Below are 14,336 nucleotides of genomic sequence, written 5' to 3' on the forward strand. Positions count from 1 at the left end.
CTGTTGGTACCTTTGAGTAAAAACAATGGCATATGACACAACCCGGCAAAAAAGTCTGTTTCATGACCGGAGCCACCGGCCGGCTCGGCAGTGAAATCGCCCTTTCCGTTGCCGGTCAGGGCTATACCATTTTCTTCACCTGGCATGCAAGCGAGCCCAAGGCAGAGGAACTCCTCGAGAAAATCCGCTGGGTCAGCCCCGAGTCAGAGATGGTGCACTGCAGCACCTCAAGCGCCAAAGAGATCCAGGCTGCCTTTGCGGCTTTCCTTAAGCGATTCGATCGGCTCGACCTTCTCATAGCCAGCGCCTCGAACTTCTACGCCACTCCCCTGCCAGATGTATCCGAAGAGGAGTGGGACAGTCTCGTCGACACCAACCTAAAGGGCACATTCTTCACCATGCAGGAGGCGTCCAGAATCATGCAGAAACAGCCATTCACCAGCCGCATCATCACCATGGCCGACATATCCGCCGACCTGGTATGGAAGAACTTCGCCCCCTACACCGTGGCCAAGGCGGGCGTGGTACACCTGACGAAAGTGTTCGCCAAAACCTTTGCACCAAACATCCTCGTCAACGCCATTGCGCCGGGCACCGTCACCCTCAACCCCGGCAAGGACATGGATTCTGAAGAGGAGATGGTTGCACGCATACCGCTCCGCCGCCTCGGCGACCCGCTCGACATCGTGAAAACCGTTCTCTTCCTCCTCGAAAGCGACTACATCACCGGGCAGGTCATCACCGTGGACGGAGGCAGGATGCTCAGCTGACATTTTTTTCAGCCCCCGCCGAGAGATTTCATATATTGCACTGAATCGGTCCCTACAACTTTTTTTCTTCACCTATGGAACAGGAAGTCCCGGTCATCATCCACGGCAAGAGTGAAGCCGACGCACAGAGAAACACGGCGGCGGACGGCCGCATCCCCGAGTCAATCCGGGAGATCAGTGACTCGCTTTCCGATGCATTCTCGCGCTTCAAGCAGAGCGAATCCTACGACAGGATACTTGAGGGCGCAGCCGAGACCAAGGACTACATCCGCCAGAACCCCGGCCCGTCGCTTCTCTACGCCCTCGGAGCCGGCGTGCTCCTCGGGCTCATTCTCGGCAAACGCAGGTAGTATGCAGAAGAGCGACAGACAGCTGCAGCAGGAAGACCGGAAAACCGGCGTATCGAGGCTCCTGGACGACACAATCTCCTCGACCTTCGACGATGTCAAGGCCATCATCGACGCACGCCTGGAACTGATGAAAATCGAGTTCTCAGAAAAAATTGCGCTCCTGGCCGCCGTACTCGTCATCGCATTGATCCTCCTCGGCGGTACCGCCTACCTCGTGACCACCGTGGCGCTTTTCATCGGGGAACTCTCAGGCCGCACATCACTGGGGTTCCTTGCAATCAGCCTCATTTTCATCGGCTGCTTCATCTATTTCACCCGTTTCAGGCCAAGCATCCTGAAAGAGTGGATCCAGAAATTCATCATCTCCCTTTATGACTGAACAGAACAAGCACCTGGAAAGCGTCCAGGAACGTATCGCAGCACTCCATGAAACCATAGCCGAACGTGAGCAGGACATCAGGGATCGGGCCAGGAAGTTCCAGTCCGAGCTGGAACAGGAGATCTCCCCTGCTGAAATCGTCAGACGCCACCCATGGCAGGCCGTTCTCGGAGCTCTCGCCGCCGGCTTACTTACCGGCAGAATGCTCAGAAGCCTCGCCTCCGGACCGGCCGATGGAGCATCCGCCGAGCCCGCGGTCCACGCAGCCCTCGCCCCCATTGCACTCCCCGACAGCGCCATGCGCGACATCCGCCTCGAACTGATCCGCTCGGCAAAAGACCTCGGCGTCAACTACCTCCAGCGCTACATCGAGGGCAAATTCAGGAAAACACCCGAGACTCCCTCCAGCTCACACTGACCCCGTCTTCCGGCGGTTGTAATTAACAAGGGCACCAACGACTTATCAGGGAAATTCCGTACCTTCCCATATCCCTGTTAAGCCCTTTGTGCAGCCCGCCAAGGATGCACGAAAACCACAACCGCCGCAATGCGCCGTCATTGCACCAGAGACTATGACAATCAAGAACACCCTGCCCGAGGCCTTGAACAAAGAACATTTCTACGTCAACAGAAAAGCCCGGCAACTCTTCCACCTGACCGACCCCGACTTTCTTGCCCTGCCCTCAGTTGGTCCCGACAGCCTCAGAACCACCGAAAAGCAGGCGGCAGTCATCAACGAGTACCTGAAACAGGAGAAAGGCGAGGGCGTCAAACCCGTCCTTCCCGCCCAGCTCCACGGTATGAAGCTCCTGCATGAGCTGTTCCACTTCGTCATGGCCCGCTCAATCGCCCGCCGTGAACCTGAAATGCTTGAAAAAGCCTACAGGCGCTTTTCCGACGAGATTTCCCTGGAGCAGTCCAGCGAGTACCTCGCCCGGTTCCTGGCAACATTCCCGACCATAAATATCTTCACCGGCAGCGAAACCCCTGCCGAGGCTCTTCAGCAGAAGAATGTGCGTCTTAACCTGCTTGAGGAATCCTTCCTCGTCTGGCTGAACAACCAGAACCCTGCACTCGAGCAGTTCTCCCTGCTCATCAGCGACAGCGAGCTGATGCGCCAGGAAGCCTACCGGAAGCTGATTCTCTCGCTCCAGTCCTCCATGCAGGCGATGGGCCCCGTCGGCCCAGACAATGAAGACCTTGCCGAACTGCTTACCCGCCCCATGCGCCACGCGCCGGACTCCATACTCGAGCAGCTCCGCTACATCCGCCTCAACTGGTCGGATCTGCTGGAAGGCTCACTCTTCTGGAGCATGCTTTCGGGCGCCATAGAGCTCATTGAAGATGAAGACAAGTACCTCTTTTTCCAGCGCATTTCCGAGGAACAGGAAGGGCGTCACGACAGCGCCTTCTTCGACAAGGATGCCTTCGTGCCGGACTACACCACGCTTGGCGACGGACCGGCAAACTACTCCAGCGACTCCACATGGATGCCTGAGGTGGTCATGCTTGCCAAAAGCACCTATGTGTGGCTTGACCAGCTCGGCAAAACCTACGGCCGCGCGGTACACCGCCTGCAGGATATCCCCGATGAAGAGCTTGACCGCATTGCAGGCCAGGGCTTCACGGCACTCTGGCTGATCGGCCTCTGGCAGCGCAGCCACGCTTCTCGTGAAATCAAGCAGATGCAGGGTAACCCCGAGGCGAAAGCCTCGGCCTACGCGCTTGAGAAATACGACATATCCGATGACATCGGCGGCTACGAAGGGTACCTCAACCTCCGCCACCGTGCCATGCAGCGCGGCATCCGCCTTGCCAGCGACATGGTGCCGAACCATACCGGCATGGACTCGGAACTGGTGCGCGAGCGCCCCGACTGGTTCCTATCGGCCACCACGCCCCCCTACTACAACTACTCCTACACGGGACCGAACCTCAGCCCCGACCCGCGTTACACCATCCAGCTGGAGGACGGTTACTGGAACAGGACCGACGCCGCAGTCACCTTCAAGCGGATCGACCACATGAACGGCGATACCCGTTTCATCTACCACGGCAATGACGGCACCAACATGCCGTGGAACGATACCGCCCAGCTGAACTTCCTCTCCGCTGAGGTCCGCGAAGCGGTCATCCAGCAGATCCTCCATGTGGCGAGGATGTTCCCCATCATCCGCTTCGACGCCGCCATGGTGCTCGCCAAGCGTCACATCCAGCGTCTCTGGTTCCCGCTGCACGGCCACAGCGCTGCAGTGCCCTCACGCTCCGCCTACGCCATGAGCAATGCCGAGTTCGACGCCGCCATTCCTGAAGAGTTCTGGCGCGAGGTGGTCGACCGCATCCATGCCGAAGTTCCCGACACGCTGCTGCTTGCCGAAGCGTTCTGGATGCTCGAGGGCTACTTCGTCCGCACCCTCGGCATGCACCGCGTCTACAACAGCGCGTTCATGCATATGCTGAAGAAAGAGGACAACGCCAGCTACCGCTACCTCATCAAGAACACCCTGGAGTTCGACCCCGAGATCCTGAAGCGCTATGTCAACTTCATGAACAACCCCGACGAAGACACCGCCATCGCGCAGTTCGGACGGGGCGACAAGTACATCGGAGTCTGCATCGTCATGCTCACCGTTCCCGGCCTGCCGATGTTCGGCCACGGCCAGGTGGAAGGGTTCACGGAGAAGTATGGAATGGAGTATGCAAAAGCATATTATGATGAACATCCCGACGAGCATCTCGTCTGGCGCCACTACCAGGAGATCTTCCCGATCATGAAGAAGCGCCCCCTCTTTGCCGAGGTGCAGAACTTCTACCTGTACGATGTCTACTCCCCCGAGGGATCGGTCAACGAGAACGTCTTTGCCTACTCGAACATGCAGGGTGACGAGCGCGCGCTTGTCATCTACAACAACAGCTTCGAGCGGGCTACCGGCTGGCTCAAGACCTCGGTAGGCTACCTCCGCGACGGAGGTATCCGCCAGAGCTCACTTGGCGACGGCCTCGACCTCGGCCATGAAGCTGATCTCTACGTCATCTTCCGCGACCACGCCTGCGGCCTCGAGTTCATCCGTTCCGCGCGTGAAATCCGTGAAAACGGCCTCTTTATGGCGCTCGACGGTTACAAGTACAACGTCTTCCTCGATTTCCGACAGGTCCGCCCGTCGCGCCTGAAACCTTACGACCAGCTGGCACGGGAACTTGACGGACGCGGCACGCAGTCGGTCGAGAGGGACGTGCTGGCAATCAGCCTCTCCCCCCTCCACCGCATGGTGCAGGCGGCGCTTGAATCAGCTCCGATGCCTTCACTGAAGGAGGCGGATGCTGCAGCATTCCAGTCCGTTGCATCTACGCTTCTTACGGACCTCTCCCGGCAGTTCAGCTCCCTGATGGAAAAGCCGCTCAGCGTCCCCCGGGGGCTTGATGTGAAGGCCGCTCTCCTCTTCCTTCAGGCCGCTGAAATCGAAGTCGAACTGGCGAATGAGCCCGCCACCCGGAAACTCCGCGCCACCCTTGCCATGAACGAAGAGGACGCCCCGGGCTATGGCACGCTTGTCGCCCACTGGATCCTGCTCGATGCTGTGCAGGAGATGCTCCGCACAGGGGGCGAACTCCAGCAGAACCTCATCGACGACTGGCTGCTCCAGGACACCCTCCGCAACATCTACCGGGAGGGATCCCTCTGCTCGGTCCCCGGAGAGGGTATCGCCGAACTCATGGCATGCCTTGCAGCACCGGCCACAGCACCCTCAAGCGCAGATCCGGCCTCCGGCGTCATCCGGGCCATGCAGGAGATGCAGCAGAGCGGTTCACGCCATCTGGCAGACATGCTTCAGCTCGAAGAGCACCACCAGAAGCACTGGTTCCGCGAACACCGCTTCAGCATGCTTACCGCCTGGCTTACCCTCCGTTTCATGCTTACCGCAGAAGAGCTCGAGGTGCAAGCCGATGCATCTACAGCCGCAACGCCGCCGATCGACGATATCGCCCGCTGGACCGCCGCGCTTGAATCGCTCGACATGCAGGCGTTCCTTGCCGGCTATGAACTGGGCGCGTTCTTCAAGATGGAGTAAGGCGGGCGCCTCACAGGCCCCAGAAAACCCCCGCGCCACCATCACGCGCAAGACCCGAACCCCTCAGACGGGCCCCTGACAAACAGGGGCCCGTCCCTGTTTTATGGCTGCACTCCCTCACCATAGGGGGGCTTATGGGCTCTCCGGGTTGGGGCCGCTGTGGAAGATGGCTTCCCCGCAAACAGCCGAAATCAACGCCGCTGTGCGGTTGGTTGAAGTGCATAAAAAAAGCCGCCTGATGCGAAATGCATGAGGCGGCTTTATTGTGTTCAGCAGAGCTGGTTGAAAACTCTATGGGGCTGTGGCAGTACTGCCACAACCCCCACGGCAGCTCAGAGGGCGCTGTATTCAGCGTAGACCCTGTAGGTGTTGATCACGAGGAACGCAAGGACCAGAAGGCCGAGGATCGTGAACATCGGGCTCTTCTCTTCCTTCGAAGCCTTCCTGTCGAGGAACGGCACGGCACCCCAGACAACGGCACCGATGGTGAAGAGAATGATGGCCACAAGTTCGCCGCCTTCAAACGTGAAGTCCTTCAGGAGCTGGAACTGTGCCCAGAAGTACCATTCCGGCTTGATGCCGACAGGAGCCGAACCAAGCGGGTCAGCCTGTACGCCGATTTCCCACGGGAAGACAGCGGACAGATAGACCAGAAGGCCGAAGCCGAGCAGCCATCCGATGGCGTCTTTGGCAAGGAAGGTCGGGAAGAACTTCTCGTAGCCTTTGATCATGCCGGACTCCTTGTAGCCGATCGGAGCGGAGGTGCCGAGCACCTGCACCAGCATAAGGTGGGCGGTGAGGACGAGAAGCAGCAGGCCGGGAAGCAGCACCACGTGGAGCGAGAACATCCTGGTCAGGGTCTCGGGGCTGACCTCTTCGCCACCGCGGAGGATGTCGACAAGGATGGCGCCGCCGGGCATGACCTTGGGAACTTCAGTACCGACCTGGGTCGCAAAGAAGGCAAGCTCGTTCCAGGGGAGCAGGTAGCCGGTGAAACCGAAACCGAGGCTCAGCACGAGGAGCACGAAACCGCTGACCCACATGAGCTCACGAGGCTTGCGGTAGGACTTCATGAAGAAGGTGCTGAACATGTGGATGAAGGCCATGCCGACCATGAGGTTGGCGGACCATGCATGGATCTGGCGGATGAGCCAGCCGAACGGCACTTCCTTCTGGATGAACACGAACGATGAGAACGCTTCGCTGCCGGTCGGTTTGTAGTACTGGAGAAGAAGAAGGCCGGTGAGGACCTGGATCATGAAGAAGAACAGGGTAAGGCCGCCGAAGTAGTACCAGAACGACAGGCGGTGCTTCGGAACCTCTTTTTTCTTCAGGTAGGCGATGACGGGCTCAAGAACGTAGAAACGCTCCTGGAACCATGCCGCCACGGGGCTGACCTTCGCATCCTTGAACGGATTCGGGTCGGGGCGCTCTACCGGGGGTTTGTAGACTCCGCCCTGTGCTGCGGCGGGTTTTGCAGCCGCAGGTGCGGCCTGTTTTGCGGCAACAGGTGCTGCAGGCTTCGGTGCTCCCGGAGCTGCCGGCTTGGCGGCACCCGGTGCAGCGGGTTTCGGCTTCGGCGGAACATTCCCCGCACCGGCATTCTGATTGTTTTCAGCCATATTTCCAGACTCCCTTGTTTTTCAGCAATAGTTTAGGTTATACGATCGAGATGATGAGGTCTTCGCCTTCGACCCGGACGCCGTAAGGGGCGAGGGGAAGGGGCTGCGGACCCGAGATGATTTCGCCCAGCTGGGTGTACTTCGCACCGTGGCAGGGGCAGAAGATCTGGTTGTCTTTGTCTTCCCAGCGGACGAGGCAGCCGAGGTGCGTGCAGACTGCGCTGCAGGCGGTCAGCTTGCCGTTGTCGTTGATGACGATGACCTTATCCTTGTTGAATGCGTAGATCTTGCCGCTGTTCACGGGAACTTCAGAAGCCTTGCCTACGACCATTTCCTTGACCTCCTTGAACTCGCGGACGGGGGGAATGATGAATTTGACGACGGGGTAAAGGGTCGAAACCGCAACGGCCGCGCCGATACCGCCGACGACCTTGCCGAGGAAGCCCCGGCGCTCAAAATCGACGCCTTTGAGACCCTCTTCGCGTGCTTTGCCGCCGGCAACCGCTCCAGAGGAAGAGGCCGGTGCACCATCTCCAAGGGCGCCCATCCTGGACGGGCTCTTGAAATTACCTTGTTGTGCCATTACAATGTATCTCCTTTTAAAAGCTATTGTTATGAAGTAAGAAAACAGTTGCCGGAGCGGCCTCTGTCACTATCGGATCGGCTCTGGCCTACAACCGCCTCTGGCCTCGTCGGAATGAAGCGCAGCTCAGTTCTGCTTGCATGCCTACAATATACGGGCGGACGCCGAACAAATTCTGAATTTACCAAATTCTACCTTGTAAACCAATCCAATTGATCTTTAATATAATTATACTGCCGGTACATGACCGACTCCTCTCCGTCACGCCAGATCCGGCTCCGGGTAAAAAATCGCATGAAGCGCGACTCAAGTCGCACGGGGCTGAGGAACTCCGAAATCCCGCGGAGGCCGGTATGATGCTCCCCGTCGAACTCCACGGTGATGCTGGATGAAAAACGGAGGTAAAACGGCCCGGCATCAAGCACCCGCTCCTGATCAACCCTCATCCCGACGTCTCCATCCTGGATGCTGAGCACCCGTCCGTGCGGCGGAGCGAAAAAGCCCCGTGTGAATCCGCTCTCGCTGAACAGAGCGCTGTCCCTGACGAGGGATGCACCGCTCATGTTGTCATTGAGCATGAGCAGCGTGAGCGGCTGGAACGCGGGGTCACGGAAAAAGATCACGTAGTAGATGACGTCTACCCGGTCTGAAAACGCCCTTCCCCAGTACCAGCGGGAAATATACTCCTGCATCGGCATGGTTCCGAGGTTGTGGTCGTGGTACCCTGTAGCACGGACCTCGATGGTCCTGGGAAGCACTCCCTGGCGGCCGTCACGAAGGATAACCCGTCCCCGGACTTCAGCCCTCGGGACCCGGAGCAGCCACTGATGACATGGCACCACCCCGTCGTTATTACCGTCCCTGCGCCGGTAGTCCGCCGTCCTGCATGCACTGAAACAGAGTTCCGCCTGCACGCTCTTCCTGCGTACAGGAAAGTCGAAGTCGATGGAAAGCGTGTACTCTTCTTTCAGCGGGTCGTAGGTGAACCGGTTCCGCTCGAACGCGGCGCCAATAGCACTTCGGGAGCTTTCAAAAAGCTCCCGGCGTCCTTCGCGGATGAAGTTAAGCGTCTCGCGGCCGTGTTCGTAGAGCTGGAAACTGAAGCCGGCATAATCGAGCGGAGCCGGGGCCCCTTCGCGCTCTTCCTTGCCACGGCTGCGCCAGCGCTCGTAATGCTCCTGATAGGAGGGGGAAAAGGGGAACCCTGCAAACCAGATGACGACGATGGAGATGCCGCTCTGCGGGTCTTCGATATCGAAATACCACCACTCATAGGCACCGGGCTCCTGCAAATCATGCCATCGCTCCTCTGCTGGCTCAGTGGTGATGTTCATACCTGGTGACGATGGGGTTCAGGCTCCGGAAGCCGGCATGCGGCTGAATGGAGGGGAGAGAGTAATATGAAAAAATCCCGTTTACACGCAATGCCAGTTGGTTCATAAGACATACGGTACCGAGAACGATACCCGCAAAAAAACCTCTGACGAAGATGTGGAGCTATACTGGACACATGAAGACCTTCTTTCAATGTGAATGTAATGGTTTTGTCTCTATTCTGGCCCCTTTAATTTCCCAGGGCCGAAAGCCAGGAGCCCGATGCGTGCATACAGGGCTCCACTCCACCGCTCATCAACTCACTCTCTGCATTGCTTCAGGCGCCTCGTGGTCTAGGCGCAAGGCTGACATCGCCTCCATACCCCGAAAAAGATCAAATGCTGCAAGAGAGCGCGGTACCCATTTTTTGTCGTGGCCATTGTCAGGACCCATAATGGTACTCATAATGGTACCCATTACTTCCGGGTTATGCTGCACAACGACAAACAGGTGCGGCCACCAGAAACAACAAAGCCCCTGATTTTACAGGGGCTTCGGGGCTTTGGCGTATGTAGGGATACTACGAAAAAGTGGACAGAGAGGGAATCGAACCCACGACACATGGATTTTCAGTCCATTGCTCTACCAACTGAGCTATCTGTCCATCGCATTCAATTGCAAGCCAGAGAGGCAAAATATAGGAAGTTTTTCAAAACCCCCAAACAGGAAAAAGAAAAAAATGGAGCCCGGGAGCGGACTCCGTTCAAGAGGATCTGGTTCAGGCCGGCACCGTGATGCACTCCATCCCCTTCCTGATACGGCGAAGAACCGCTTCCCGGCCGAGCACCTCAAGCATATGGTAGAGGCTGGGGCCGAAGCTGACGCCGGAGGCAAGGATGCGCAGCGGATGGATGAGTACTGCCGCCTTCAGGCCCTTCGGTTCGACAAAAGCCTTGAGGGCTGCCTCGATGGCGTCCGACGTGAACTCCGGGAGCCCTTCGAGCGTCGGCAGGAACTCGCTGAGCAGTGCGGGGGTATCGGAGGTCCAGCGTTTCTTGACCGCCTCCTCCTCCCAGGTTTCGGGCTCGAAGAAGAAGTAGGACGAAAAGGTCACGAACTCGTGCTCGAAGCCGACCCGTTCGCGCATCAGCTCAATAACCTGACGGAGGTAGTCGTCACCGGTGATGACCTCGCGGTCAAGCATGGTCTCTTTCGACGAAAGCTCTTCCTGGAGAAGCGGACGGATGGTCTCGATGATTTTCTCGGCAGGCCGGTTCTTGATATACTGTTTCTCGAGCCAGTTGAGTTTGTCGATGGTGAAGATGGAGCCGGCCTTGCCGACGCGCTCGAGACTGAACCGGTCAATCAGCTGCTCCATGCTGTAGACCTCCTGTTCGCACCCCTCGCCCTCGTTCCATCCGAGAAGGGCAATGAAGTTTATGATCGCCTCCTGACTGTAGCCCTTCTGGATGTAATCCTCCACGGCCACGTCGCCCTGGCGCTTGCTGAGCTTGGAGCGGTCGGGGTTGAGAAGAAGCGGAAGATGGGCGTACTTCGGCGGCTCCCATCCGAAGAACTCATAGAGCAGGAGATGCTTCGGCATGGAGGGTAGCCACTCTTCACCGCGGATGATGTGGGTGAACTCCATCAGGTGGTCGTCGATGACACTCGCAAAATGGTATGTCGGGAACCCGTCTGACTTCATCAGCACCTGGTCGTCGATGGTGGCCGAATCAAACTCGATCGGGCCGCGGATGATGTCCTCGAACCAGACGGAGACATAATCGGGCACCTTCATGCGGATGACGTAGGGTGCTCCGGAGGCGAGCATCTTCTCGGACTCGCTGCGGGGCATCGAACCGCCCATGTCCTCGGGGAGCCATTTCCGGTTGTACTTCGGCTGGAGCCCCTGCTTCATCTGCAGCTGACGGTTCTCCTCAAGTTCCTCGGACGTTGCAAAACAGTAGTAGGCAGTCCCGTCTTCAAGCAGCTGCCGGCAGTACCCGGCGTAAAGCTCGAGCCGCTCGGACTGGAGGTATGGGCCGAAGTTGCCTCCGTGCACAGGGCTTTCATCCGGCACGAGTCCTGCCCATTCAAGGGTCTTGATGAGATTCTGCTGCGCCCCTTCGACCTTCCTGCTCTGGTCGGTGTCTTCGATCCTGATGATGAAGTCGCCGTTCATTTTTTTAGCGAACAGGTAGTTGTAGAGCGCTGTGCGGAGCCCCCCTACATGAAGATACCCGGTTGGAGACGGAGCAAACCTGGTTCTGACCCTTTTACCGACCATGTGCATTGGCTTTTAAATATTTGACACTGCGTTGACGGAATGCCACCGGACCCTCCCCGTTCTCTCCGGTTCGCCGGGGACAACGGAAGGGGGCGCCCGATCGTAAGAGCTTTGAATTTAAGAAAAACTACCTGTTTTTGCACGGAGAAGCCCCCTGGCAAATAAACTTTTTGCTTTCCATCGCAGTTTTACTTTTAATTACTTGTAACGTAGTAAGTTACATTTTACGGCAACGCCAAACGCACTCCATGCCCGAAACACCCGCGAAACCTCCTGGGGACAACAGTTCCCGCAACAGATTCAAGCCGGTCCGTGAACGCGGCGAGGAGCCCGGCTGGATGCAGGGCAACGGAGCAGGACCTCAGGGAAATCTGCCCCGCATCCTGCTGTTCCTCATGATCGGCATCGTCATGCTCTTCGTCATCCAGAGATTCTCTCCTGCTCCGGGCGGTCCCGAAATCATCTACAACAGCTACCGCTCCCTCGTTGACAGCGGAGCCGTATCGGAAATCGACGTCCAGACCCTGGAAGACAAGTCAGTCATCCTCAAAGGCAGGCTCACGGCTCCAGCCAAACTGCAGCTGACCGACAAGACCACGGTTGAGAGCGACCGGTTTTCGGTCCGCCTTCCCGCATTCGGCGTCGAACAGGTCGACATGCTCGCCGATAAAGGAATCCGTGTTCAGGTCGAAGAAGGGCGCGGGGGCATCTACACCTTCCTCGTCCTTTTCGCCCCCTGGCTCATCTTCGGCGCCATCTATTTCTTCTTCATCCGGCGGATGAACAGCCAGAACGCAGGCCAGGCAAAAAACATCTTCAGCTTCAGCAAGAGCCGGGCGAAGCTGGTCAGCGAGTTCGACGTCAAGACCACCTTCAAGGACGTTGCCGGTGTGGATGAGGCTGTCGAGGAGCTTCAGGAAACGGTAGAGTTCCTCACCAACCCGGAAAAGTTCCAGAAAATAGGCGGCAAGATTCCCAAAGGCGTCCTCCTGCTCGGCCCTCCGGGTACCGGCAAGACCCTGCTTGCCAAAGCGATCGCCGGTGAAGCGAAGGTCCCCTTTTTCTCGATATCGGGTGCGGACTTCGTTGAGATGTTCGTCGGCGTCGGTGCAGCAAGGGTTCGCGACCTCTTTGAGCAGGCCAAGAAAAACTCCCCATGCATCGTCTTCATCGACGAGATCGATGCAGTCGGCAGAAGCCGCGGAGCAGGCCTCGGCGGAGGGCACGACGAACGCGAACAGACACTGAACCAGCTGCTCGTCGAGATGGACGGATTCACCACCAGCGACAACGTCATCCTGATTGCCGCCACCAACCGCCCCGACGTGCTCGACACGGCCCTGCTCAGGCCCGGCCGGTTCGATCGCCAGATCACCATCGACAAGCCCGACATCCGCGGCCGGAAGGCAATCCTTGGCATCCATACAAAAAACACCCCGCTCGACCCGGACGTCGACATCTCCATCATCGCAAAGAGCACGCCGGGATTTTCGGGTGCCGACCTGGCCAACCTTGTCAACGAATCCGCCCTGCTTGCAGCCCGCCTCGGCCAGGAGCTGATCACGGCGGAAGACTTCGAACAAGCCCGTGACAAGGTGCTGATGGGCCCCGAGCGAAGGAGCATGTACATCTCTGACGAACAGAAAAAACTGACAGCCTACCACGAAGCCGGCCACGTCCTCGTGGCGCTCCATACCAAAGGCTCGGACCCGATCCACAAGGTCACCATCATCCCGCGCGGCCGCAGTCTCGGCCTGACCGCATACCTCCCGCTCGAGGACCGCTACACCCAGAACAGGGAGTACCTCGAAGCCATGATCACCTACGCCCTCGGAGGGCGGGTGGCCGAAGAGATCATCTTTCAGGAGACCAGCACCGGCGCGGCCAACGACATCGAGAAGGCGACAGAGATCGCAAGAAAGATGGTGCGGCAGTGGGGCATGAGCGACAAACTGGGTCCAATCAACTACGGAGGAAGCCACAAGGAGGTCTTTCTCGGAAAAGACTACTCGCATGTGCGCGAGTACAGCGAGGAAACGGCACTGCAGATCGACGTGGAGGTTCGCAGCATCATCGTCCGGTGCATGGAGAATGCTGAGAGGACCCTCAGGGAGAACACCGAGATGCTTCACCGCCTGGCAGGCAGGCTCATCGAGAAAGAGTCGCTCGGCGCTGAGGAGATCGGAGAAATAACGGGCATTCATCAGGAGATGCTGAAAATGACGGCCGAATGATGGACAGCAGCATTCCGGGAAACCTCACCATGCTGTGCATAGGCATTCTGGCCGGCGTACTCTCCGGCATGTTCGGCATCGGCGGTGGGATCATCATCGTTCCAGCCCTGGTGCTGCTGTTCGGCATGACCCAGCAGACCGCCAGTGCAACGTCTCTCGTGGCACTGCTCCTGCCGGTAGGCATACTCGGAGTGCTGGAATACTATCGGGAAGGGCGGATATCGATGGAGAACGTCTGGCTCGGGCTCCTGCTCGCCGCCGGTCTATTTGCAGGAGCGTATTTCGGGGCAAAAATCGCAACACAGCTTTCAGGAACTGTACTCCGCCGCGCATTCGCTGTGTTCACAGGAATTGTCGCCCTTCGTCTATGGTTTAAGTAACTGTCGCACCACCAATAACCCAATCCATACCTCACTATGGGAACCACTACCACGAAAGCCGATCTGGTCAATGTCATTGCCCACAGGACCGGCCTGACGAAGAATGAGACCGAGACGGTGGTTGATGCGCTGTTCGAAAGCATCATCGACTCGCTCAAAGCCGGCCGTCGCATTGAAATCCGCGGATTCGGATCCTTCAACATCCGCTACAAGAACCTCCGCCAGGCCCGCAACCCCCGGACCGGCGAGAAAGTGACGGTCGAGCCGAAAAACGTGCCAACCTTCAAGATCTCGAAAGAGTTCAAGCAGGCCGTCAGCGAAAGCCTGAAAAGCTCCCAGCCCTGAGG

At 58.1% G+C, this 14,336-nt stretch carries 12 protein-coding genes and 1 tRNA gene; 8 read left to right on the forward strand and 5 right to left on the reverse strand.

All coding sequences use genetic code 11. From position 1 onward, the window contains the following. Positions 1-32: 32 nt before the first annotated feature. The 5 genes from PLUT_RS08845 to PLUT_RS08865 all read left to right on the forward strand — a co-directional run bounded on the left by PLUT_RS08845 (position 33) and on the right by PLUT_RS08865 (position 5,569). Positions 33-770 carry an SDR family NAD(P)-dependent oxidoreductase gene (locus PLUT_RS08845; RefSeq protein WP_011358439.1) on the forward strand — a complete coding sequence of 246 codons (738 nt, stop codon included), beginning with the start codon at positions 33-35 and terminating at the stop codon, positions 768-770. Positions 771-844: 74 nt separating this feature from the next. Next, complete coding sequence (locus PLUT_RS08850; protein ID WP_011358440.1) at positions 845-1,120, forward strand: DUF883 family protein; 276 nt, start codon at positions 845-847, stop codon at positions 1,118-1,120. 1 nt (position 1,121) lies between these two features. Continuing rightward, entirely contained in the window at positions 1,122-1,499 is a 378-nt protein-coding gene (locus tag PLUT_RS08855; RefSeq protein ID WP_011358441.1) for a phage holin family protein, read from the forward strand. Beyond that, positions 1,492-1,917 carry a hypothetical protein gene (locus PLUT_RS08860; RefSeq protein WP_011358442.1) on the forward strand — a complete coding sequence of 142 codons (426 nt, stop codon included), beginning with the start codon at positions 1,492-1,494 and terminating at the stop codon, positions 1,915-1,917. Before PLUT_RS08855 ends, PLUT_RS08860 begins: the two co-directional genes overlap by 8 nt. Before the next feature lie 154 nt (positions 1,918-2,071). Then, on the forward strand, positions 2,072-5,569 hold the full coding sequence (locus PLUT_RS08865; protein WP_011358443.1) for an alpha-amylase family glycosyl hydrolase: 3,498 nt from the start codon (positions 2,072-2,074) through the stop codon (positions 5,567-5,569). A gap of 332 nt (positions 5,570-5,901) precedes the next feature. On the opposite strand, the gene PLUT_RS08870 is transcribed toward PLUT_RS08865, so the two are convergent. The 5 genes from PLUT_RS08870 to gltX all read right to left on the reverse strand — a co-directional run bounded on the left by PLUT_RS08870 (position 5,902) and on the right by gltX (position 11,375). Then, entirely contained in the window at positions 5,902-7,191 is a 1,290-nt protein-coding gene (locus PLUT_RS08870; protein ID WP_011358444.1) for a cytochrome b, read from the reverse strand. Positions 7,192-7,228: 37 nt separating this feature from the next. Then, positions 7,229-7,774, reverse strand: coding sequence for a ubiquinol-cytochrome c reductase iron-sulfur subunit (locus tag PLUT_RS08875; protein WP_011358445.1), 546 nt, complete (start codon positions 7,772-7,774; stop codon positions 7,229-7,231). 191 nt (positions 7,775-7,965) lie between these two features. Continuing rightward, the gene (locus PLUT_RS08880; protein ID WP_011358446.1) at positions 7,966-9,108 is read right to left on the reverse strand and encodes a carotenoid 1,2-hydratase; all 1,143 of its coding nucleotides are present in this window, start codon (positions 9,106-9,108) and stop codon (positions 7,966-7,968) included. Between the two features lie 571 nt (positions 9,109-9,679). Next, positions 9,680-9,752, reverse strand: a tRNA-Phe gene (locus PLUT_RS08885). A gap of 114 nt (positions 9,753-9,866) precedes the next feature. Continuing rightward, positions 9,867-11,375, reverse strand: a complete 1,509-nt coding sequence (gene gltX, locus PLUT_RS08890) for a glutamate--tRNA ligase (protein WP_041464184.1) — start codon at positions 11,373-11,375, stop codon at positions 9,867-9,869. A 248-nt stretch (positions 11,376-11,623) separates the two neighbouring features. Here gltX and ftsH point away from each other — a divergent pair, with 248 nt between their 5' ends. The 3 genes from ftsH to PLUT_RS08905 are packed head-to-tail and all read left to right on the forward strand — an operon-like array spanning position 11,624 to position 14,334. Then, complete coding sequence (gene ftsH / locus PLUT_RS08895) at positions 11,624-13,609, forward strand: ATP-dependent zinc metalloprotease FtsH (protein ID WP_041463897.1); 1,986 nt, start codon at positions 11,624-11,626, stop codon at positions 13,607-13,609. Continuing rightward, positions 13,606-13,989 (forward strand): sulfite exporter TauE/SafE family protein, encoded by a 384-nt coding sequence (locus tag PLUT_RS08900; protein ID WP_238974580.1) that lies wholly within the window; start codon positions 13,606-13,608, stop codon positions 13,987-13,989. The genes ftsH and PLUT_RS08900 overlap by 4 nt, the downstream gene beginning before the upstream one ends. A gap of 36 nt (positions 13,990-14,025) precedes the next feature. Then, positions 14,026-14,334, forward strand: a complete 309-nt coding sequence (locus PLUT_RS08905; protein ID WP_011358450.1) for an HU family DNA-binding protein — start codon at positions 14,026-14,028, stop codon at positions 14,332-14,334. Positions 14,335-14,336 lie beyond the last annotated feature (2 nt).

Source organism: Pelodictyon luteolum DSM 273 (genome assembly GCF_000012485.1).
Classification (GTDB): domain Bacteria; phylum Bacteroidota; class Chlorobiia; order Chlorobiales; family Chlorobiaceae; genus Chlorobium; species Chlorobium luteolum.

What these genes read in the sequence shown, in the direction of transcription:
- PLUT_RS08850 (WP_011358440.1), top strand. Translation starts at nt 845, where the DNA reads ATGGAACAGGAAGTCCCGGTCATCATCCACGGCAAGAGTGAAGCCGAC.
- PLUT_RS08875 (WP_011358445.1), bottom strand. Translation starts at nt 7,774, where the DNA reads ATGGCACAACAAGGTAATTTCAAGAGCCCGTCCAGGATGGGCGCCCTT.
- PLUT_RS08865 (WP_011358443.1), top strand. Translation starts at nt 2,072, where the DNA reads ATGACAATCAAGAACACCCTGCCCGAGGCCTTGAACAAAGAACATTTC.
- ftsH (WP_041463897.1), top strand. Translation starts at nt 11,624, where the DNA reads ATGCCCGAAACACCCGCGAAACCTCCTGGGGACAACAGTTCCCGCAAC.
- PLUT_RS08845 (WP_011358439.1), top strand. Translation starts at nt 33, where the DNA reads ATGACACAACCCGGCAAAAAAGTCTGTTTCATGACCGGAGCCACCGGC.
- gltX (WP_041464184.1), bottom strand. Translation starts at nt 11,375, where the DNA reads ATGGTCGGTAAAAGGGTCAGAACCAGGTTTGCTCCGTCTCCAACCGGG.
- PLUT_RS08855 (WP_011358441.1), top strand. Translation starts at nt 1,122, where the DNA reads ATGCAGAAGAGCGACAGACAGCTGCAGCAGGAAGACCGGAAAACCGGC.
- PLUT_RS08880 (WP_011358446.1), bottom strand. Translation starts at nt 9,108, where the DNA reads ATGAACATCACCACTGAGCCAGCAGAGGAGCGATGGCATGATTTGCAG.
- PLUT_RS08905 (WP_011358450.1), top strand. Translation starts at nt 14,026, where the DNA reads ATGGGAACCACTACCACGAAAGCCGATCTGGTCAATGTCATTGCCCAC.
- PLUT_RS08860 (WP_011358442.1), top strand. Translation starts at nt 1,492, where the DNA reads ATGACTGAACAGAACAAGCACCTGGAAAGCGTCCAGGAACGTATCGCA.
- PLUT_RS08900 (WP_238974580.1), top strand. Translation starts at nt 13,606, where the DNA reads ATGATGGACAGCAGCATTCCGGGAAACCTCACCATGCTGTGCATAGGC.
- PLUT_RS08870 (WP_011358444.1), bottom strand. Translation starts at nt 7,191, where the DNA reads ATGGCTGAAAACAATCAGAATGCCGGTGCGGGGAATGTTCCGCCGAAG.